Source organism: Acidovorax sp. 93 (assembly GCF_003633835.1).
Classification (GTDB): Bacteria; Pseudomonadota; Gammaproteobacteria; order Burkholderiales; family Burkholderiaceae_C; genus Acidovorax; species Acidovorax facilis.
The window spans coordinates 2,620,008-2,639,234 of sequence record NZ_RBIT01000001.1 but is presented as its reverse complement, the minus strand read 5'-3'; the positions used below and the strand labels follow the sequence as shown (position 1 = coordinate 2,639,234).

Genomic DNA, 19,227 nt, shown 5'->3' with positions numbered 1-19,227 from the left:
ATGGCAAGCAGGAAAGCGCCATTCGGGGGGGCGAGCCGGGGCAGGGGGCAGGCCCCTTCAGCCAACGTCAGATGCTTTGCGCTTGCAACCGCACGTCGCTTGCTGGGTAGGCCACGCAGGGCAGCACGCAGCCCTCGGCCTTTTCTTCGGCAGACAGGCCGGGCCACTCGATGGCATAACGCACTTCGCCTTCGATCAGCATGCCGAGGCAGGTGCGGCAGGTGCCGTTGCGGCAGGAGCTGGGCCAGTCGATGCCGCCTTGCTCCAGCGACAACAGCAGAGGCTGCTCGGGCCAGGCGTCGCATTGCTGGCCGTCGGGCTCGACCTTGGCGATGAAAAAGGGGGCTGCGGTGGGTGTGTTCATGGGGTGCGTTTCTTCAAGCGTTGCGGGAGGCGTGTGTCCAAACCAGCAGCAGGTTGTTGGCGGGCATCGCATGCCGTGCGGCCAGTTGCAGGTCGGCCTGGGCGGCGACGGCGGCCACGTCTTCGATGCGGCGGATGCCCCAGTCGCCGTCTTGTGCGCGCAGGCTGGCGTCGAAAGACAGGTTGCCAGGCGCGGTGGGCACGCCATCTTCCAGGTACGGGCCGTAGGTGACGAGGTGGCCGCCCGGCGTCAGGTGGCGGGCGGCGCCTTGCATCAGCCCCGTGCAGCAGGCCCAGGGCGCGATGTGCAGCATGTTGGCGCAGTAGACCAGGTCGAACGACGCGGCGCCGAACGCCGGGCCTTCGCTGGGCCAGCGGTCATGCAGCACGTCCAGTCGCTGTGGCGCCCGCACGTTGCGGGCACCTGCCTGCTCGGCCCAGGCGGTGATCGATGCGAAGTGGGTGTTGTGCAGGTCTGTGGGCTGCCAGGTCCAGCCGGGCAGGGCGGTTGCAAAGTGCGCGGCGTGCTGGCCGGTGCCGCTGGCAATCTCCAGCGCGGCGCCGGTAGGTGCCAACAGGGCCAGCAGCTTCGCCAGGATGGGGCCCTGGTTGCGTTCGGCGGCGGGGCTGTGCTGGAGGGGGGCGGTGGTCACTAAATATTTTGGTATTTTTAGCCTCTAGCGCTTATCTGGTAAGCGCTAGTAGCTATGAAATAATGAGCACTTCGAAGAATGCCGACGGGGACTGTACCTCAGATGCTTTGTCCAGGCTGCACTGCCTGTTTTTTAGGCGGGATAAGAAGTTTCCTTGTAAATCAATGACTTAAAACTGTCATACAAGGCTTGTTCAGAGTTATCCACAAGATTGTCCAGTCCGGGAAGGGATAACCGGGGGTTTTTGGGGCCGTTTGAGGGCGTTGGCAGCGCGGGCGGATCGGGTTTTGTAATTGCCTGTTTTTTGAGCGTCACAAGGATATTCCTTGTAAATCAATCACTTAAAGCAGCCATACAAGGCTTATCCAAGGTTATCCACACCATTGTCCAGTGCAGAACGGGATAACCATCGCCATGGTGTTCTGAGTTGCCTAAAAATTGGGCAGTGCAGGGTGATCCTTTACAAATCAAGCACTTGGCGTTGTCATACAGGGCTTGTCAAAACTTATCCACATGATTGTCCAGTGCTGGCAGGGATAACCCGCAGGTGGTGGGCTGCGGGGTGTTCAGGGGGTGACCTTCACGCCCTTCCAGAACGCCACGCGGCCTTTGATTTCTTCGGCTTCGGGCTTGGGGTCGGCGTAGAACCAGGCGGCGTCGGTGTTCATTTCGCCGTTGACCAGCAGCGACAGGTAGCTGGCCTGGCCCTTCCAGGCGCAGGTGGTCTTGTGGTTGCTGAAGGTGAAGTAGTCGCGGTGGAGCGCGCTTTCGGGGAAGTAGTGGTTGCCCTCCACCACCACGGTGTCGTCGCTTTCGGCAACTACTACGCCGTTCCAGACTGCTTTCATGGGAAATCCTTGGTAAAAATGGCCGCTGGCGCTTGATTTATAAGCGCTGTTAGCTATGAAATTGTGAGTAAAGGGGTGCCGCTGCGGCAGCAAGCCCCCGGAACGGGATTGCGAGGCTGATTATTCCCAATGCGCCGCAGCTGTGCACGGGCCTCTGGGAACGCAAGGTTTTAGACGGATATGCCTTCATTTATTCAGTCGCCTGCGCAACCGGCGGCCAGCGCCGCGTGGCTTACAGTGCAGCGCGCGGTGCCCGCACATTGGGGCTGGGCGCCAGAGGCGGTTTAGAGAGATGCGTTTCGTTTCTATTCCACTGATTGATGGACCAACCAAGACAACAGGACAGGAGAACCTTCACCATGGGTATTGATTTCAAAGGCCGTGTGGCCATCGTGACGGGCGCAGGCGGTGGCCTGGGCCGCCAGCATGCATTGGCTTTGGCAGCGCGGGGCGCCAAGGTGCTGGTCAACGATCTGGGCGGCGCGGTGGACGGCAGCGGCGGTACCGTGGGTGCGGCGCAGGCCGTGGTCGATGAGATCCGTGCTGCGGGCGGCGAGGCGCTGGCCAACGGCGCATCCGTCACCGACTTTGCCGCAGTCGAGGCCATGGTGCAGCAGGCCATCGACGCCTGGGGCCGGGTGGATGTGCTGGTCAACAACGCAGGCATCCTGCGCGACAAGTCGTTCGCCAAGATGAGCATGGACGACTTCCGCCTGGTGGTGGATGTGCACCTGATGGGCGCCGCCAACTGCTGCAAGGCCGTGTGGCCGCACATGGTGGCCCAGCAATATGGCCGCATCGTGATGACCACGTCGTCCACCGGTCTGTATGGGAACTTCGGCCAGGCCAACTACGGTGCGGCCAAGCTGGCCCAGGTGGGGCTGATGCAGACCCTGGCCATCGAGGGCGCCAAGTACAACATCCACGTGAACGCCCTGGCCCCCACGGCCGCCACGCGCATGACCGAGGGCCTGATGCCCCAGGAAGTGCTGGACGCCCTGAAGCCCGAGGCCGTGGTGCCCGCCATGCTGGTGCTGGCGCATGAAAGCGCGCCCACGCGCACCATCCTGTGTGCGGGCGCGGGCACGTTTGAGGCCGCCCACATCACCCTGACGCAGGGCGTTCATCTGGGCATTGGCGCCGATGTGCCCGAGCAACTGGCGGCCCACCTGGCCCAGGTGACGGACCGTGCCGGCGAGCAAGTACCACAAAGTGGCGCAGCCCAAGGAACCAACGAAGTTGGAAAGGCCTTGGCCGCAAGGGCTTGATTTCCCCAGAGGCAGGCCAGCGCTCAACGTGCTAAGTTCCGGGCCGACAGAAGTTGGATCGGTATAAACATATGAGCACACTGCACGAGAGACTGGCCGCCTACCCGGCGGACGCCCTGGGGGGGATTCGCCGCGGCATCGAAAAGGAAGGGCTGCGCGTGCTGCCCACCGGCGGCCTGGCCCTTACACCCCACCCGCTGGCCCTGGGCTCTGCCCTCACGCACCCGCTGATCACGACCGATTACAGCGAGTCGCAGCTGGAGCTGATCACCGGCGCCCACAAGGGCGTGCAGCAGTGCCTGGATGAGCTGACCGAGGTGCATCAGTTTGTGCACCACACCCTCAAGGACAGCGGTGGCGAGCTGCTGTGGGCCTCCAGCATGCCCTGCGGCCTGCCCACCGACGAGACGATTCCGATTGGCCGCTACGGCAGCTCCAATGTGGGCCGCGCCAAGAGCGTGTACCGCATGGGCCTGGGCCACCGCTATGGCCGCCGCATGCAGACCATCTCGGGCATTCACTACAACTGGTCGCTGCCGGGCGTGGACAGCGAGCAGTATTTCGCGCTCATCCGCAACTTCCGCCGCCACGCGTTTGTGCTGCTGTACCTGTTCGGCGCGTCGCCCGCCTTGTGCCCCTGTTTTGTGGAAGGGCGCGAGCACCGCCTAGAGCGCATGGAGGGCGGCAGCGCGCTGTACCTGCCCCACGCCACGTCGCTGCGCATGGGCCGCCTGGGCTACCAGAGCGACGCGCAGGCCACGCTGGCCGTGAGCTACAACGGCCTGACGGGCTACGCCAACTCGCTGCACGAGGCGTTGACCAAGCCGTACCCCGCCTACGAAACCGTCGGCGTGCGCAACCCCGGTGGCGACTACAACCAGCTGGGCACCAGCCTGCTGCAGATCGAAAATGAGTTCTACGGCACCATCCGCCCCAAGCGCACCGTGCGCACCGGTGAGCGCCCGCTGCACGCGCTGCGCGAGCGGGGTGTGGAATACGTGGAAGTGCGCCTGATGGACCTGGACCCGTTTGTGCCCGTGGGCATCACCGCGCCCACCATGCGCCTGCTGGATGTGTTCCTGCTGCACTGCCTGCTGTCCGACAGCCCGCCGGACACGCCGGCCGAAATTGCCGAACTCAAGCAGAACCAGCACCTCACCGCAGAGCGGGGCCGCGAGCCCGGTTTGCACCTGTCGCGCAACGGCCAGAGCGTGCCGCTGACCGAATGGGGTGCCGAGGTGCTGGCCGCCTGCGAGACGCTGGCTGCCGCGCTGGATGCCACCCATGGCACCGACGACTACAGCACCGCGCTGCGCGATGCCCGCGCGCTGATGGCTGCGCCCGAGCGCACACCATCGGCCCGCGTTCTCGACAGCATCGTGCAGAGCCACCACAACAGCTTTGAATCCTTTGCCCGCCAGCAGTCCATCGCTGCGCGCGATGCGTTGCTGGGCCTGCCGTGGACGCCTGAACAGCAGGCGCGCTACCTGGCGATGGCAGATGAATCGATTGCCGCGCAGAAAGCCATCGAGGCGGCAGACACGCTGCCGTTTGAAGAATGGCGCGAGCAGTACATGGCGGTGAAGGAGCTCGGGTGATGGGGCGCGCAGGCGTCAGGAAACTCCTGATTTGATAGCTGCTTGCGCTTATTCATCAAGCGCTAGAGGCTGTTTAGACGCTAATTTCAGCCTTGCAGCTGCAGCAGCGCCTCTTGCCGCCAGTATTCGGCCGCGTCCAGAAAGCCCTCCCATACGCAGCCATTGCACCCGCGCCCACAGCAGGTGGTGGGCTCGGGCGGCGGGGTGCGCAGCGTAATGCCCATGTCTGCAGCGCATTGCTGCAGCGACTGGAACATCTGCTGCGCGGTCGCGCCGTCTACAGCGCGGGCCGGGGTTGCCATGGTGAGTGAACTCACGGCTTGTGGCGCCCGGACTTGGCGCGGCGCACGGCGTACTGCACCCCAAACGCAATGCCCAGCACCAGCGCAAACCAGCCCACCAGGGCCGCCTGGCTCATCAGATCGCGCACGCTGGCAGAGCGGGCGACGTACGGCGCCAGCAGGATGACCAGACCAATCAGGGCCAAGGTCACGCTCTTGAACAGCAGATCCTTGTGGGCCTTGGTGGCGGTGGCTTTGCGCGGGGTGTCGAGAGGGGCTGGCATGAAGGTCAAACAACGCCGTGGCGTAGGGCAAGTGGGACCGCGATTATCCTTGCCACCCTTAGAACCTGTTGAACCAAGAAGAAAGTACCCCCGCATGGCCATCCAGTGGTTCCCCGGTCACATGCACCTGACCCGTAAAGCCATCACCGAACGCATCAAGGACATTGACGTGGTGATCGAGGTGCTGGACGCCCGCCTGCCCGGCTCCAGCGCCAACCCGCTGCTGGCCGAGATCACCGGCCACAAGCCCACGCTCAAGGTGCTCAACAAGCAGGACGTGGCCGACCCCGAGCGCACGGCGCAGTGGGTGGACTGGTACAACGCCCAGAGCGACACGCGCGCCTTGCCACTCGATGCGTCCGACCCGGCCCCCACGCGCAAGCTGATTGACGCGTGCCACCTGCTGTCGCCCAACCGGGGCGGCATGGCCAAGCCCATGCGGGTGCTGATCTGCGGCGTGCCCAACGTGGGCAAGTCCACGCTCATCAACACGCTCAGCAACAAGCGCCAGGCCAAGACGGGCGACGAGGCCGGCATCACCAAGCTGGAACAGCGCATCACCCTGGCCGACGACTTCTACCTGTGGGACACGCCCGGCATGCTGTGGCCGCGCATTGTGGTGCCCGAAAGCGGCTACAACTTGGCCGCCAGCGGCGCGGTGGGCCGCAATGCCTACGACGAGGAGTTGGTGGCGCTGGAGCTGCTACGCCGCCTGCAGAAAAACTACGCCCCACTGTTGGAGGCTCGCTACAAACTGGGCCTGCCCGAGGGGGCCGTGGCAACGATGCACGACGAAGAGCTGCTCGAAGCCATTGGCCGCAAACGCGGTGCCATGCTGGGCGGCGGCAAGGTCAACCTGCAAAAGACGGCTGAGATCGTGATGACGGATTTCCGCACCGCCATCCTGGGCCGCATCACGCTGGAGACGCCCACCGAGTTTGAAGCCTGGCGCGCTGCGGGCTTGGCCGAAGACGCCAAGCGCCAGGCCAAGAAGGATGCGCGCGCCAAGTCCAAAGGCAAGGGTTCGGGTGTGCGCGAGCCTGCACCGGGCAGCGACGACGGCACGGACTGACCGGGTTCCCGGCGCATCCCAGCGGGCGCGCAGCATGCCCGCCGTCGGCGTTGCGTGGCCGCCGTCGGCGTTGCGTGGCCGCCGCTGCTGGCGTTTTGCTGGTAGCCGATCCGTAAGAACTTGAACAGGTTCTAAGGCTGCGGTTACGATGGCCTTCCCCCCTGCAACCCCCGTCGCCATGGCCGAAGCCCCCGCTGTTCCGCTGCCCGACCACGAAGACGCCACCACACGCCATCTGGTGCGTGTGGCAGGGTGGGCCGTTATGCTGCTCGGTGGCGTCATCGGCGTGCTGCTGATGTTTGACGACCCCGTGCAGCCTGCGCGTGTGGCGCTCAATCTGGTGGCGGGCTTGGTGGGGGGCTCAGCGCTGTGGCTGGCGCGCCAGCAGCGCTGGACGCAGGCGGCCCACCTGCTGGTGTGGGGCGTGTGGGTATCGGTGTCGCTGGTGGCGGCCCGCAATGGCGGTGTGAACGGCCCCAACCTGCTCAACTACCCGGTGATCATCGTACTGGCCGGCTGGCTGCTGGGGGCCAGGGCCACCCTGACGCTGGTGGGGCTCACGGCGCTGCTGTTCCTGGGGTTCATCTGGGCCGACATCCAGGGCATGTTCAAGCCGGTGCAGGTGGCCAACCGGGTGGCCGGTGCGGTGTACCTGGCAGGCATTCTGGTGCTGACGGCAGCGGCCACGCTGCTGTCGCGCCGCAACTACATGAGCCGGGTGCAGGAGGCGCAGCAGACCGCCACCAACCTGGCTGCCAGCGAGGCTGCACTGCGCAAGCTGCTGCGGGCGGTGGAGCAGAGCCCCGAGAGCATCGTTATTACCGATCTGAAAGAAGACATCGAGTACGTGAATGACGCCTTCGTGCGCCGCACGGGTTATGAGCGCGATGAAGTGGTGGGCAAGGCATCGGCCGACTATTCCAGCAATGGCCTGGCGCCCGCGCAGCGGGACGGCCTGCGCGCCACCCTGGCCCGCGGCGAGAGCTGGGCGGGCGAGCAGGTCAACCGCCGCAAGGACGGCGCCGAGATTGCCGAGGCCGTGGTGGTGGCCCCCATCCGCCAGCCCGACGGCCACATCAGCCACTATGTAGAGCTCAAGCAGGACGTCACCGAGCGCAAGCGCGCAGCGCAGGAAATTCATCGCCTGGCGCATTTCGACAGCCTCACCAGCCTGCCCAACCGCTTCACGCTGATGGAGCGACTGTCTGCGCTGCAGGGCCGCGCGGGCCGCCCGCCCACCACGCAACACGCGCTGCTGCTGCTGGACCTGGACCGCTTCACCACCTTCAACGATGCACGCGGCAGCGAGATGGGCGACCGCCTGCTGTGCGCCGTGGCGCTGCGCCTGTCCGAGATACTGCCCCCCCAGGGCCTGCTGGTGCGTGTGGCGGGCGACGAATTTGCCGTGGTGCTGCACGGCCTGGGCGCCGATGCCTCGCTGGCGGGCCGGCGTGCCCTGGCCTTTGCCGAAAAGCTGCAGACAGCGCTGCTGCGGCCGCTGCACCTGCAAGACAACGACACCGAAGAAGCCCAGCTGGGTGCTAGCGTGGGCATCACGCTCTACCCGCAAAGCGCCAATGATGTTGCGCACGACGCCCTGCGCCGTGCAGGCACGGCGCTGCACCGCGCCAAGCAGGCCGGTGGTGGGCGGGCGGCTTTCTTCGAGCAAGGCATGGGCGAGGCGGCCGAGCAGCGCTTTCGCGTGGAGCGCGAGCTGCGCCAGGCCATCGGCGCGGGCGAGCTGCGGCTGTACCTGCAGTCGCAGGTGGACGTGTTGGGCCAGATCACCGGGGCTGAGGTGCTGGTGCGCTGGCAGCATCCGCGCGACGGTCTGGTGGCGCCGGGCGTTTTCATCCCCGTGGCGGAAGAGTCGGACCTGATCGTGAGCCTGGGCGGCTGGGTACTCTCCCATGCCTGCGCGCTGCTGGCGCAGCCATTGTTTCAGGAGCGGCGACTGCGGCTGTCGGTCAACCTGAGTGCCCGGCAGTTCCGGCAGGCGGGTTTTGTGCCGCAGCTGCGCGCCATGCTGGCTGCCAGCGGCGCCGACCCGCGCCTGCTCACCCTGGAGGTGACCGAAGGCCTGGTGATCGACGACTTTGACGACGCCGTGGCCAAGATGGGCGAGTTGGCGGCGCTGGGGGTGGACATGTCGCTGGACGACTTTGGCACGGGCTATTCGTCGCTGGCCTATCTCAAGCGCCTGCCGATCCAGGAGATCAAGATCGACCGCTCCTTTGTGCGCGACGCACCCACCAATGCCGACGATGGCGTGCTGGTAGAAGGCATCCTGTCGGTGGCCCGCCACTTCGGCCTGCGCGTGGTGGCGGAAGGGGTCGAGACCCGCGACCAGGCGGATTTCCTGAGCCAACGCGCTCCCGACATCGTGTACCAGGGCTACCTCTTCGGGCGCCCCGAGCCCGACACCGACTGGCTGGCCCGTGCAGCGCTGGTGGGCACCGCCACCGTGGAGGATGAAGGCTGAATTTCAAGCAAAAATAGCTGCCAGCGCTTATTGGTAAAGCGCTGGCAGCTATTTTTATGATAGCAAACGGCTTGTCGGCGCATGCGCGCCTCAGCACCACGGCCTGCGGGTGCCTGGTGACTTACTTGTTCTTCTCTTTGCCACGCGGGATGACGGCGGTCACCGGTGGCATGGGGCGGTCAGAGCCGCCGCTTTCCTTGGGCAGCGAAGTGTCCTTCTTGGGTTTCTTTGCCATCTTGTTGCTGCGTTGTTCGCCTTTGGCCATGGTGCCTCCTGTAAAGGTCTCGGAATGGGACCGTGCCGGGATGGTACGTCACAAACCGGCCCCTTTCAGCGCACGGCGGGCTGCGCCGCAGCGGGGTTCGCTGCCGCAGGCTGCGCTCGCAGAGCCAGGCGCTGGTCATGCGCCAGCGCCAGGGCGTTGAGCACCGCGATGCTCCCACCCAGCGCACAGGTGGCGCCCCAGCCGCCCCATAGCCAGGCCACGGACCCGAGCGCCGACCCGCTGGCCGCGCCCGTGAAGTAGCTGGTCATGTACACCGCGTTGATGCGCGCACGGGCCGTGGGGTCCAGCCGGTAGATCACATTCTGATTGCTGATGTGCACGCCCTGCAGCGCCAGGTCCACCACCAGCATGCCCACTACAAACCACACCAGGCTGGTGGCGCCCAGCCAGAGCGCGCCCCAGCCCAGCAGCAGCAACCCCACCGAAACGGCCGTGGCCACCTGGGCCTGACCACGGTCGGCCATGCGGCCCGCCACATTGGCCATGAGCGCACCGGCCACGCCCGCCAGCCCCACCAGGCCGATGCCCGCATCGCCCAGGCGGTGGGCAGGCCCCGCCAGCAACAGCGCCATGGTGGAGAACAACACGCTGACCGACGCAAACGACAGCCCGCCCAGCAAGGCGCGGCTGCGCAGCCGGGGGTGGCGCAGGGCCAGTGTGCCCAGAGAGCGCAGCACCTGGCCATACCCCTGGGCCCGCCCAGCATTTCGCGAGCGGGGCATTACCCACCACAGCGCCAGCGCCACGGCCACCATGGCCACGCCCGCCACGCGGTACACCAGCGTCCAGCCGCCCAGTTCAGACAGCAGTCCTGCCACGCTGCGCGCCGCCAGAATGCCCACAAGCAGCCCGCTCATCACCAGCCCCACCGCCCGCCCACTGCGGCCCGGCGCAGCCAGCGTGGCCGCCAACGGCACCAGCACCTGCGCAGCCACCGAGAACAGCCCCGTCAGCACCGTGCCCAGCGCCAGCAGGGCGTAGCTGCCCGCAAACCCGCTGGTGAACAGCCCCAGAGCCGCCAGCAACATCAGCGTGGTGATGAGCCGCCGTCGCTCCAGCATGTCACCCAGCGGCACCAACAACAACAAACCCGCCGCGTAGGCCACCTGCGCCAGCGTGACGATGAGCGCCGCCGAGGCGTCACGCACCTGCAACTGCGTGGCAATGGAGTGCAGAAGGGGCTGGTTGAAGTAATTGCTGCCCGCGCACAACCCGCAGGCCACGGCCATGAGCAGCAGCACCGGCGTGCTGAGGCCTGGCGCCTCTGGGTGGGGCGTGCTGGGCGGTGTGGTGGATGCGGAGCGGGAGTGCGGTGGAGTGCTCATCTTGGGGACAGTGGTTGCCTGGGATGGTGTGCATGCACAGCTCATGCCTGCATCACTGCTGTGGCCTCGATTTCAATCAGCATGCCGTCGAGCGCCAGCCGGGGCACCGGGATCAGCGTGCAGGCCGGTGCCGCCCCATCGGGCCACAGGCTGCGCACCGCCTGGCTGAACAGCGCCAGCCGCTGCTCGGTGTGGTCCACCACCAGCACGGTGAGCTTGGCCACATCGTGCACGCTGGCCCCCGCGCCTGCCAATGCGATACGCAGGTTGGTGAAAGCCTGGCGCAGCTGCTCGCCAAAGTCGGCAGACAGCTGGCCCGCCGCGTTCTCGCCACCTTGGCCCGCCACAAAGACAGTGCGTGCCGGGGCGGGCGCCACCACCACATGGGTGTAGCCATTGGCACGCGGGTCGTACAGGCCCGGCGGGTTGATGAAGCGCAGCGTGGAAGTTGCCGTGGCGGGGTGCTGGGTTGTTGCGGTATCAAGGCGCATGGTGCAGAAATCCTGAGAGGGGATGTGAAGGTGAAGACCACGGCGGAATTGCCAGAAAGCCTGGGCGACCGCAGTCGCAGCGGCATCGGCGGCGGTTGCGAGGGCTTCGTGGGTTAGTATCAAACCTTAAGTTAAATTGAGGTCAATCGCCGTGAAGAAAGCCCTTGCAGAAGCTGTTGTGAAACCAGGCAAGCTCCGCATTCCCGTCGCCCGCGTGGTAGCGGACGCGCAGGCTGACCCGTCCGAGCTGTGCGAAAAATCCGAGCTGTCGGTGGGCGAGGTCGCCAGCCGCAGCGGGCTGGCCGTGTCGGCCCTGCATTTTTATGAATCGCGCGGGCTGATCGCCAGTGTGCGCAATGCGGGGAACCAGCGGCGCTACCCGCGCTCCGTGCTGCGCCGCGTGGCGGTGATCAAGGTGGCGCAGCGCATGGGCGTGCCGCTGGCCGCCATCGCCGAGGCCTTGCAGGCGCTGCCCGCCGGGCGCACGCCCACGGTGGCCGACTGGCGCCGCCTGTCCGCCCGCTGGCGCGACGATCTGGACGAGCGCATCCGCACGCTGACGGCGCTGCGCGACCAACTGGATGGATGCATTGGCTGCGGTTGTTTGTCGCTCAAGGTCTGCCCGCTGCGCAATGCGCAGGATGCGCTCGCAGAGGAGGGGCCTGGGCCGCATTTTTGAGAGGCGATGTGTGATTTGCTGCGCCCGCCGACGAAAGGGACGCATGGATTCCTGAAGGTCCTGTCCATTCATCCCCTCAATCTGCTCCGCCCGCGCGTGCCCAGGCCCGCCACCGCCATCACGCATGCGTTGAGCCGCTTCCGACTGCTGAAGGGCCCAGACCAATGCCTTTTGATCGTCATTCATGCTTGTCTCCCGTTGCGTAATTCGGTACTCCATCTGCGGCCGCCCTTGCGGGGGCGGGACCTGCGGTGGTTGTATGGGGTATCGGCATGAGCCGTCATGCAAGCCCGAATGACTTGCGCAAGCCCTTCCCGACAGGGCCTGCGGGCATGAAGCGGCGCAGTTTGGCCAGCATCGACGCTTCACCCTTGGGTGTGTGGCGCATTTTCCAAGTCCCCAGCGCGGCACGGACGATGGTGTCGGCCACGCCCTGGGGCGGGGGCGCCTTCTGCACGTTGCTCTGGATCGCTTGCGACACGACGTCCAGCTCCTTGCTGTAGTCAGCAATCCGGGTCACCGTTTGGGGCGCGTTCAGATCCAGGTTGGTCTTGGTGAAGGAGGGCTCGACCAGCGAGACGCGGATACCGAATTGGCGCACTTCGTGGTCCAGCGTTTCAGCCAGCCCTTCAACGGCGTGCTTGGACGCCGAATAGAGAGCCATGTAGGGCGCGGGCAAAAATCCGAGCACCGAACTCACATTGACGATGCGGCCAGAGCGCTGCCCGCGCATGTGCGGCAACACTGCCTTGATCACGCGCAAGACGCCGAAGAGGTTCGTGTCAAACAGCTTCTGAGCCTCCTCCACAGATGTTTCTTCCGCAGCGCCCAGCAGAGTCACCCCCGCGCTGTTGACCAGCACGTCGATGCGTTGGGCTTGCGCGATGATGGTCTGGATGCCGCTTTCAACGGACATTTCGTCGCGGATGTCCATCTCAACGAGCGTCACGTTGGGAATGGCGTGCGCTTTGGCGGTGTTGCGCACTGTGCCGAAGACCCGGCAGCCCTGTTCGGCAAACTTCATGGCGGCAGCACGACCGATGCCCGAGGACACGCCGGTAACAACGACAACTTTGGATTTCGACATGGCAGTTCCTTGGATAGTGAGATTCGCAAGGGGAATCAGATGGATGCGGGGGCTGAGCGAACGGGCCGGATGCCGAACCAGATCGAATACATCGCGGGCAGGAACACGAGCGTCAGTACCGTGCCGGCCAGCGTGCCGCCGATCAAGGTGTAGGCCAACGTTCCCCAGAACACGGAGTGCGTCAGCGGGATGAAGGCCAGGATCGCGGCCAAGGCGGTGAGGATCACCGGGCGGGCACGTTGCACGGTGGCTTCCACCACGGCGCGGAAGGGGTCCAGTCCGGCGTCTTCGTTTTCGCGGATCTGCCCGATCAGGATGAGCGTGTTGCGCATCAGAATGCCGGACAAGGCGATCAGGCCAACCAGCGCATTGATGCCAAAGGGCTGTTGAAACAACAGCAGTGTCGGCACCACGCCGATCAGGCCCAGCGGGCTGGTCAGGAAGACCATGACCATCCCTGAGATGGAGCGAACCTGCAGGATGATGATGAGCAGGGTGGCTGCCAGCATGATCGGGAAGATTGGCAGCATGGCGACCGTCGCCTTGCCGGCTTCCTCGATAGAGCCTGCTTCCACGATGCGGTAGCCGCCAGGCAGCTTGTCCATGAGGGGCTTCAGTTGCTGGGTGATGGCCGTGGATACGTCCGGAGGCTGCAAACCTTCGGCAATGTCGCCACGCACCGTGATCGTCGGCGTGCGGTCACGCCGACGCAGGATGGGATCTTCCATGCGCACATCGGCCTTGCCCACCTGCGACAGCGGAATGCGCTGCCCGCTCGATCCCACCAGCGACAGGCCCGAAATCTTCGCGGGGTCGAGACGGACATCACCGGCGGCCCGGCCCACCACTTGCACCGAGCGGATATCCTCGCGCACCTCCGTCAACGGGGCTCCGCTCAGCAGGAACTGCAGCTGCAGTGCCACGGAGCTGGAGCTGAGTCCCACTGCGCTCAGGCGGTCCTGGTCGAGTGTGAAATGCAAGGTCGGAACACGCGGGCCCCAGTCCGTGTTGACGGTGCGCATCATCGGGCTGGCCTGCAGGACCGCCTCGACCTCGGCGGAAATCTCGCGCAGCTTGTCCAGATCGGGCCCCATGACGCGGTAAGCCACGGGGAAGGGCGAAGGCGGGCCAAACACGATTTGCGTGACACGCACCCGTGCCTCGGGCGCCAGGCCATCTGCCACCGCATGGCGCAGTCTGAATTTGAGCTCTTCCCGTTCCTTGTCATTGCCGGTGAGCACCACGATCTTGGCGAACGACGGGTCCGGCAGCTCGGGCGACATGGCCAGGAAAAAGCGCGGGGCACCCTGGCCGATGTAGGCGGTCACGACCTTGGCCTCCTCCTGCTTGGCCAGCCAAGCCTCCACCTTGGCCGTCGCAGCGCTGGTTTGTTCGATGGACGTGCCGTAGGGCATCTGCACCTCGACCAGCACTTCCGGCCGGTCGGACGTGGGGAAGAACTGCTTCTTGACCAGCGCCATCCCCAGCACCGACACCACAAACAGGATGACGACGGAGGCTGCAACAATCCATTTGCGCACAATGACGCGGCCAAGCAGCTGACGGAACTGGTTGTAGCGCGGTGTGTCGTAAATGGCGTCGTGTCCGCCTTCGACCTTTTTGAGGTCAGGCAACAGCTTGACGCCCAGGTAAGGCGTAAAAACCACCGCCACCACCCACGACGCAATCAATGCAATGCCTACGATCCAGAACATGTTGCTGGTGTATTCACCCGCCGTGGAGCGTGCGAAACCATTCGGCATGAAGCCAATGGCTGTGACCAGGGTGCCCGAAAGCATGGGGGCTGCCGTATGGCTCCAGGCGTAGGCCGAGGCCGCCACACGGCTGTAGCCTTCTTCCATCTTCACCACCATCATTTCAATAGCAATGATGGCGTCGTCCACCAGCAGGCCCAGGGCCAGGATGAGCGAGCCCAGCGTGATCCGGTCAAAGTTCTTGCCAGAGGCGGCCATGATCACGAACACCGCCGCCAGCGTCAACGGCACGGCGGCTGCCACGACGATGCCCACACGCCAGCCCATGCTGACAAAGCAGACCACCATCACGACGAGCAGGGCGACGAAAAACTTGACCATGAACTCGTCCACTGCCGAGCTGATGTTGACGGCCTGGTCGGTCACCTTGGTCAGCGTCATGCCCATGGGGAGTTCTGCATTGATCTTGGTGACCTCGGCCTCCAGCGCTTTGCCCAGATCGAGCCCGTTCCAGTCGTCGCGCATCACGACGCCCAGCAGCAGGGCTGGCTCGCCGCCGTTGCGCACCAGGAAGGTTGCGGGGTCTTCATAGCCGCGCTCGATAGTCGCCACATCCGACAGCTTCAGCGTCCGCCCCTGCGCGATGATCGGGGTCTGCCGGATCTTCTCCAGCGTGTCGAACGCGCCATCCACACGCAGGAAAACCTGTGGTCCCTTGGTTTCGATGGAGCCTGCGGGCGTCAGCACGTTCTGGCTGTTGAGCGCGGCAAAAATGTCCTGCGGCGCCACGCCCAGCGTGGCCAGGCGATCATGGGAGAACGAGACGTAGATCCGCTCGGGTTGTTCCCCAATGATGTTGACTTTCTTGACGCCCGCCACATGCAGCAGTTGCTGGCGCAACACTTCCGCGTCGCGGACCAACTGTCTTTGGGGTTCACCCTTGGCCTTGAGGGCGAAGAGCGCAAAGGTCACATCTGCATATTCGTCGTTGACCATAGGGCCGATGACGCCAGCAGGCAGTTTCCTCGCCTCGTCGCTGATCTTCTTGCGTGCCTGGTAGAACTCCTCCTGCACTTGCGACGGCGGTGCGCTGTCCAGCAGCGACACCATGGTGAAAGCCAGGCCGGGGCGGGTGAAGGTTTCTGTGCGGTCGTACCAGCGCAATTCCTGCATGCGCTTTTCCAGGGGTTCTGCAACCTGATCCTGCATCTCCTGGGCCGTGGCGCCAGGCCACGCCGTGACGATCGTCATCTGCTTGATGGTGAAAGGCGGGTCTTCAGCGCGCCCGAGTTTGGCAAACGCGAGAATGCCTGCTGCAGAGATCAGGAAGATCAGGAAGAGGGTGATGGCGCGCTCGCGCACTGCGAGCGCCGACAGGTTCAAACGGCCTTCGCTCACGGACGTGCTCCTTCCTTCGGAGCAGCTGTCGCAAGATCTGCCAGCCGGACCTGCTCGCCTTCGCGCAACAGGTGCGCACCCAGTGCGACGATTCGCTCCCCGGGCTTGATGTGGCCCGTCACGTAGGCGCCTGCATCGTCCAGGCGCTGGACGGCCACCGGCTGCCAGGCAACCTTGGCCGGTTCACCGCGAAGCACCCAAACTCCTGGGCCCTTGCCCGCATCGAACAAGGCGCCGATGGGCACTTGCAGGCCCGCCGCCGCAGAGGACTTTTCGTCCGGAATGCGAACCACCACCGTGGTGCCCAGGGGCGCGTTGGCCAAATCCCCTTCGAGCACATAGCGGGCCTCGAAGGTGCGCGTCACCCGGTCTGCCGAGCTGGAAAGCTGTCGCAGCTTTGCCGAGACGGCGGCCTCCTCCTTGCCAAACAAGGTGGCTTGTGCCTGCGACCCTATGGCGGGGCGCAAAGTCTCCGGCAGCTGCACGAGCGCTTCGCGGCGGCCTGCATGGGCCAGGCGGACTACCGGTTGCCCGGCGCTCACCACCTGTCCGGGTTCGGCCAGCGTTTCCACGACGACGCCGTCGCCGTCTGCCACCAGTTCGGCATAACGGCTTGCATTGCGGGATACATCCGCCTGGGCTTCGGCCGCACTGAGCTGCGCCTGGGCTGCGTCTGCAGCCGCCTTCACCTGGTCATAGGCCGCAGCGGAGATAGCGCCTGTGCCGCGCAGGTCGCGGTACCGTGCTTCATCGTCCGCCGTCTGGCGAGCACGGGCACGCGCAGCGGCCACAGCCTCTTGCTGCGCATGGGCGGCCAGTTTCAGATCGACCGCATCGATGCGCATGAGCAGCTGCCCGCGTTTGACGGTCTGCCCCGCATCCACCAGCCGTTCCAGCACCTTGCCCGAGACGCGAAAGCCCAGGTCGCTCTGCACCCGGGCCGCTACGGTACCCGTGAACGCCCTGGAGGCAGCTGCGGCCTCTTGAACAATGGCTGCGCGCACCAGCGGCGCTTCGGTGCGTGGATCGGAAGAAGCCTTTTCGCCGCAGGCGACCAGCGCCAACGGCAAGGCAGAAATGAGAAACAGAGTGGCGAGGCGAGGCCGAAGCATGAAAGTCCCTTGTGCAGATGGATCGGGACTTTCATTGTGATTCTTGTGACCAAATTAGTCAATAGTCACAAATAAACTTTCGCTCATGGGGACAGGCTGCGCAGGACCAGGCTGGACAACTGGGTGGGCGCCTCGTTGGCGTAGTCCAGGCTGTGCTGCAGGATCAGCGGATTGAGGTAGGGGCGCATCACCAGGTGGATGGCTGCAGTGGTTTCATCCAGCGGCGTCTTGCGCTCGAAGTCGCCGGTCTGCCGGCCTTCCTGTAAAACATCCCGCAACAGCGCCTGCAGGCGCTCCTCGTACACGATGGTGGACTGCCAGCGTTCGGTTGCCGCAGAGGTGGCGATCTCGTAGAGCTTTCTGTCCTGGAAAAAGAGACGCAGGCTCGACTCCACAATGGCTTTGAACATGCGCCGCAGCTTCTCGGGTGGCCGATCGGCCTGGGCCACCGCCGCCCGGACCTCGCTCTCGATATCGCTCAGGCAGTTGGCGCAAATCATCTCGCCGATGGCCTGCTTGGATTCGAAGAACTTGTAGATGTAGGCTTTTGAAAAACCGATCTCCTTGGCCAGGTCGGACACGGTGGTTTTTTCGTAGCCGTAGCGGCTGAAGTGCTCGGTGGCGGCGGTCACGATCTGGTTTCGCACCTCGTGGTCCGCAGGGCCCCGGCCTGCGGCGGTGGGATGGCTTGTTTTGGTCATGGGCAAAGCTTACGCCAGTCTTGGTGACTAGACAACGAGTGACCATTTGGTATTATGGTCACAATTCAATTGAACCATGACCAAAAAAACCATGCTGCCCAAACGCACACTCGCCGCCTTTCTTGTGGCCAGCCTCTCCGCCGGCTGCGCCGTGGGGCCGGACTATGTCCGGCCCGAGATTTCCCTGCCTGGGCATTACCAGGATCAGCCCGGCAGCAATCAACAGCCAGAGAAGGCCGCCGCCGAACTGGCCTCTTGGTGGTCTGCGTTTGGCGATCCTCAACTCACGCGATTCGTGTCGCTCGCGCTGGCGCAAAACCTCGATCTGGCGCAAGCCGCTGCACGGGTCGCCCAGGCGCGTGCGGGGCTGGGCGCGGCCGACGCCGCACTGTTGCCGTCCGCAGCCGTGTCGGGCCAGGCTGCGCGGGCCTATCAGTCCACGCAAACACCCTTGGGACAGGTCTTGAGTTCGACGCCGGGTTTTGACCGGTATGGCAGCGCTTACGAGGCAAACCTGGGCGCAAGCTGGGAGCTGGATGTGTTTGGCGGCCTGCGCCGGGGGCGGGAGGCGGCCACCGCCGAATACCAGTCTTCGGAGGCTGGTGCTGTTGCCACCCGATTGGCCGTGGCGGCACAGACCGCAGATATCTACATCACGATTCGCGGCCTGCAGGCCCGCCGAGACGTGGCCCGCCAGCAGGTGCAGACGCAACACGACCTGCTGTCCAACGTCAGGCTGCTGCACAGTAAGGGTCTTGCGGCAGAGCTCCAGGTGAGCCAGGCGGAGGGGGCGCTCTCGCAGGCGCAAGCAGCGATCCCGGTGCTGGACGCTTCCCTGGACACGTTAATGAACGCCATGGATGTCATCCTGGGAACTCCCCCGGGCACCCACCGCGCAGAACTGATCGCGCCGGGCGGCATTCCGGCAACTCCCCAAGGAATTGCGACGGGCTCGCCGAGCGAGCTGCTCAGGCGCAGGCCGGACCTCATCGCTGCGGAGCGCCGCTTGGCTGCATCCAATGCGCGCATTGGCGCCGCCATCTCCGAGTACTACCCCAAACTCTCTCTCAGCGGCCTGGTGGGGAGTGCAACGTCTGTGTCCAGCGGCAGCCTGTTCTCGGGCGGCGCCAGCCAGGCCACAGGCGTGCTCGGGCTGCGCTGGCGCCTTTTCGACTTCGCGCGCATCAATGCGCAGATAGAGCAGGCCAAGGGCCAGGAGGCAGAGATGCTGGCCGCCTACCGATTGGCGGCGCTGCGGGCCACGGAAGATGTGGAAAACTCGCTCTCCGCGTTTTCCAGGCGCCAGGAGCAGGTTTTGGTGTTGAAGGCCGGTGTCGATTCGCTGGGTCGCGCTCGCGCAGCGTCGTTCTCGGCCTACCAAAAAGGCGTTGTCAGCATGATCGAAGTCTTGCACGCCGATGAGACCTTGCTCCGGGCTGCCGATGCGCGTGTACAGGCGCAGACGGAATCTGCCCGTTCGGCAGTGGCCATCTTCAAAGCACTGGGGGGAGGGTGGGAGTCCGGTGCATCTCCGACCTAGTCCACGTTCAATGGTCACGCCCAAAGCAGCGTTAACTTCCGACG

General features: G+C 65.0%; 19 protein-coding genes. 6 read left to right on the top strand and 13 right to left on the bottom strand.

The features are described 5' to 3' along the window. Positions 1-67 precede the first annotated feature (67 nt). The 4 genes from C8C93_RS12055 to C8C93_RS12045 form a co-directional block, all read right to left on the bottom strand. Positions 68-364 carry a 2Fe-2S iron-sulfur cluster binding domain-containing protein gene (locus C8C93_RS12055; protein ID WP_055398898.1) on the bottom strand — a complete coding sequence of 99 codons (297 nt, stop codon included), beginning with the start codon at positions 362-364 and terminating at the stop codon, positions 68-70. 13 nt (positions 365-377) lie between these two features. Then, complete coding sequence (locus C8C93_RS12050; RefSeq protein WP_121507054.1) at positions 378-1,016, bottom strand: DUF938 domain-containing protein; 639 nt, start codon at positions 1,014-1,016, stop codon at positions 378-380. A gap of 132 nt (positions 1,017-1,148) precedes the next feature. After that, positions 1,149-1,331 (bottom strand): hypothetical protein, encoded by a 183-nt coding sequence (locus tag C8C93_RS25005; RefSeq protein ID WP_147433766.1) that lies wholly within the window; start codon positions 1,329-1,331, stop codon positions 1,149-1,151. A gap of 251 nt (positions 1,332-1,582) precedes the next feature. Further along, positions 1,583-1,864, bottom strand: coding sequence for a DUF427 domain-containing protein (locus tag C8C93_RS12045; RefSeq protein WP_055398894.1), 282 nt, complete (start codon positions 1,862-1,864; stop codon positions 1,583-1,585). A gap of 359 nt (positions 1,865-2,223) precedes the next feature. Between C8C93_RS12045 and C8C93_RS12040 the strand changes: the two genes are divergently transcribed. Continuing rightward, positions 2,224-3,132: an SDR family oxidoreductase gene (locus tag C8C93_RS12040; RefSeq protein WP_121507053.1), complete on the top strand. Its 909-nt coding sequence runs from the start codon at positions 2,224-2,226 to the stop codon at positions 3,130-3,132. A gap of 71 nt (positions 3,133-3,203) precedes the next feature. Next, complete coding sequence (gshA, locus tag C8C93_RS12035) at positions 3,204-4,730, top strand: glutamate--cysteine ligase (RefSeq protein WP_121507052.1); 1,527 nt, start codon at positions 3,204-3,206, stop codon at positions 4,728-4,730. 86 nt (positions 4,731-4,816) lie between these two features. Here the strand turns inward: gshA and C8C93_RS12030 are convergent, their stop codons facing one another. Together C8C93_RS12030 and C8C93_RS12025 are read right to left on the bottom strand one after the other, a co-directional pair. Beyond that, positions 4,817-5,032 (bottom strand): oxidoreductase-like domain-containing protein, encoded by a 216-nt coding sequence (locus C8C93_RS12030; protein WP_121507051.1) that lies wholly within the window; start codon positions 5,030-5,032, stop codon positions 4,817-4,819. Between the two features lie 11 nt (positions 5,033-5,043). After that, positions 5,044-5,295 carry a hypothetical protein gene (locus tag C8C93_RS12025; RefSeq protein WP_121507050.1) on the bottom strand — a complete coding sequence of 84 codons (252 nt, stop codon included), beginning with the start codon at positions 5,293-5,295 and terminating at the stop codon, positions 5,044-5,046. A 94-nt stretch (positions 5,296-5,389) separates the two neighbouring features. Here C8C93_RS12025 and ylqF point away from each other — a divergent pair, with 94 nt between their 5' ends. Then, on the top strand, positions 5,390-6,367 hold the full coding sequence (gene ylqF, locus C8C93_RS12020; RefSeq protein ID WP_055398883.1) for a ribosome biogenesis GTPase YlqF: 978 nt from the start codon (positions 5,390-5,392) through the stop codon (positions 6,365-6,367). Positions 6,368-6,545: 178 nt separating this feature from the next. Then, on the top strand, positions 6,546-8,849 hold the full coding sequence (locus tag C8C93_RS12015; protein WP_055398881.1) for a bifunctional diguanylate cyclase/phosphodiesterase: 2,304 nt from the start codon (positions 6,546-6,548) through the stop codon (positions 8,847-8,849). A gap of 121 nt (positions 8,850-8,970) precedes the next feature. Here the strand turns inward: C8C93_RS12015 and C8C93_RS25240 are convergent, their stop codons facing one another. The 3 genes from C8C93_RS25240 to C8C93_RS12005 form a co-directional block, all read right to left on the bottom strand. Then, on the bottom strand, positions 8,971-9,114 hold the full coding sequence (locus C8C93_RS25240; RefSeq protein WP_199727021.1) for a hypothetical protein: 144 nt from the start codon (positions 9,112-9,114) through the stop codon (positions 8,971-8,973). Between the two features lie 65 nt (positions 9,115-9,179). After that, positions 9,180-10,460 carry an MFS transporter gene (locus C8C93_RS12010; protein ID WP_121507049.1) on the bottom strand — a complete coding sequence of 427 codons (1,281 nt, stop codon included), beginning with the start codon at positions 10,458-10,460 and terminating at the stop codon, positions 9,180-9,182. 41 nt (positions 10,461-10,501) lie between these two features. Next, positions 10,502-10,951: a RidA family protein gene (locus C8C93_RS12005; RefSeq protein ID WP_121507048.1), complete on the bottom strand. Its 450-nt coding sequence runs from the start codon at positions 10,949-10,951 to the stop codon at positions 10,502-10,504. A gap of 214 nt (positions 10,952-11,165) precedes the next feature. Here C8C93_RS12005 and soxR point away from each other — a divergent pair, with 214 nt between their 5' ends. Continuing rightward, positions 11,166-11,630 (top strand): redox-sensitive transcriptional activator SoxR, encoded by a 465-nt coding sequence (gene soxR, locus C8C93_RS12000; RefSeq protein ID WP_304505251.1) that lies wholly within the window; start codon positions 11,166-11,168, stop codon positions 11,628-11,630. 280 nt (positions 11,631-11,910) lie between these two features. Here the strand turns inward: soxR and C8C93_RS11995 are convergent, their stop codons facing one another. From C8C93_RS11995 to C8C93_RS11980, 4 genes are all read right to left on the bottom strand, one after another. Next, positions 11,911-12,717: an oxidoreductase gene (locus C8C93_RS11995; protein ID WP_121507047.1), complete on the bottom strand. Its 807-nt coding sequence runs from the start codon at positions 12,715-12,717 to the stop codon at positions 11,911-11,913. A 35-nt stretch (positions 12,718-12,752) separates the two neighbouring features. Beyond that, positions 12,753-15,830, bottom strand: a complete 3,078-nt coding sequence (locus tag C8C93_RS11990) for an efflux RND transporter permease subunit (RefSeq protein WP_121507046.1) — start codon at positions 15,828-15,830, stop codon at positions 12,753-12,755. Continuing rightward, the gene (locus tag C8C93_RS11985; RefSeq protein WP_121507045.1) at positions 15,827-16,942 is read right to left on the bottom strand and encodes an efflux RND transporter periplasmic adaptor subunit; all 1,116 of its coding nucleotides are present in this window, start codon (positions 16,940-16,942) and stop codon (positions 15,827-15,829) included. Before C8C93_RS11985 ends, C8C93_RS11990 begins: the two co-directional genes overlap by 4 nt. Before the next feature lie 83 nt (positions 16,943-17,025). After that, positions 17,026-17,643 (bottom strand): TetR/AcrR family transcriptional regulator, encoded by a 618-nt coding sequence (locus C8C93_RS11980; RefSeq protein ID WP_121419489.1) that lies wholly within the window; start codon positions 17,641-17,643, stop codon positions 17,026-17,028. A 91-nt stretch (positions 17,644-17,734) separates the two neighbouring features. Here C8C93_RS11980 and C8C93_RS11975 point away from each other — a divergent pair, with 91 nt between their 5' ends. Beyond that, complete coding sequence (locus C8C93_RS11975; protein WP_121508767.1) at positions 17,735-19,183, top strand: efflux transporter outer membrane subunit; 1,449 nt, start codon at positions 17,735-17,737, stop codon at positions 19,181-19,183. Positions 19,184-19,227 lie beyond the last annotated feature (44 nt).

Coding starts and splice junctions, on each gene's coding strand:
- C8C93_RS12055 (WP_055398898.1), bottom strand. CDS start 364: ATGAACACACCCACCGCAGCCCCCTTTTTCATCGCCAAGGTCGAGCCC.
- C8C93_RS12045 (WP_055398894.1), bottom strand. CDS start 1,864: ATGAAAGCAGTCTGGAACGGCGTAGTAGTTGCCGAAAGCGACGACACC.
- C8C93_RS12040 (WP_121507053.1), top strand. CDS start 2,224: ATGGGTATTGATTTCAAAGGCCGTGTGGCCATCGTGACGGGCGCAGGC.
- gshA (WP_121507052.1), top strand. CDS start 3,204: ATGAGCACACTGCACGAGAGACTGGCCGCCTACCCGGCGGACGCCCTG.
- C8C93_RS12030 (WP_121507051.1), bottom strand. CDS start 5,032: ATGGCAACCCCGGCCCGCGCTGTAGACGGCGCGACCGCGCAGCAGATG.
- C8C93_RS12025 (WP_121507050.1), bottom strand. CDS start 5,295: ATGCCAGCCCCTCTCGACACCCCGCGCAAAGCCACCGCCACCAAGGCC.
- ylqF (WP_055398883.1), top strand. CDS start 5,390: ATGGCCATCCAGTGGTTCCCCGGTCACATGCACCTGACCCGTAAAGCC.
- C8C93_RS12015 (WP_055398881.1), top strand. CDS start 6,546: ATGGCCGAAGCCCCCGCTGTTCCGCTGCCCGACCACGAAGACGCCACC.
- C8C93_RS25240 (WP_199727021.1), bottom strand. CDS start 9,114: ATGGCCAAAGGCGAACAACGCAGCAACAAGATGGCAAAGAAACCCAAG.
- C8C93_RS12010 (WP_121507049.1), bottom strand. CDS start 10,460: ATGAGCACTCCACCGCACTCCCGCTCCGCATCCACCACACCGCCCAGC.
- C8C93_RS12005 (WP_121507048.1), bottom strand. CDS start 10,951: ATGCGCCTTGATACCGCAACAACCCAGCACCCCGCCACGGCAACTTCC.
- C8C93_RS11995 (WP_121507047.1), bottom strand. CDS start 12,717: ATGTCGAAATCCAAAGTTGTCGTTGTTACCGGCGTGTCCTCGGGCATC.
- C8C93_RS11985 (WP_121507045.1), bottom strand. CDS start 16,942: ATGCTTCGGCCTCGCCTCGCCACTCTGTTTCTCATTTCTGCCTTGCCG.
- C8C93_RS11980 (WP_121419489.1), bottom strand. CDS start 17,643: ATGACCAAAACAAGCCATCCCACCGCCGCAGGCCGGGGCCCTGCGGAC.
- C8C93_RS11975 (WP_121508767.1), top strand. CDS start 17,735: ATGCTGCCCAAACGCACACTCGCCGCCTTTCTTGTGGCCAGCCTCTCC.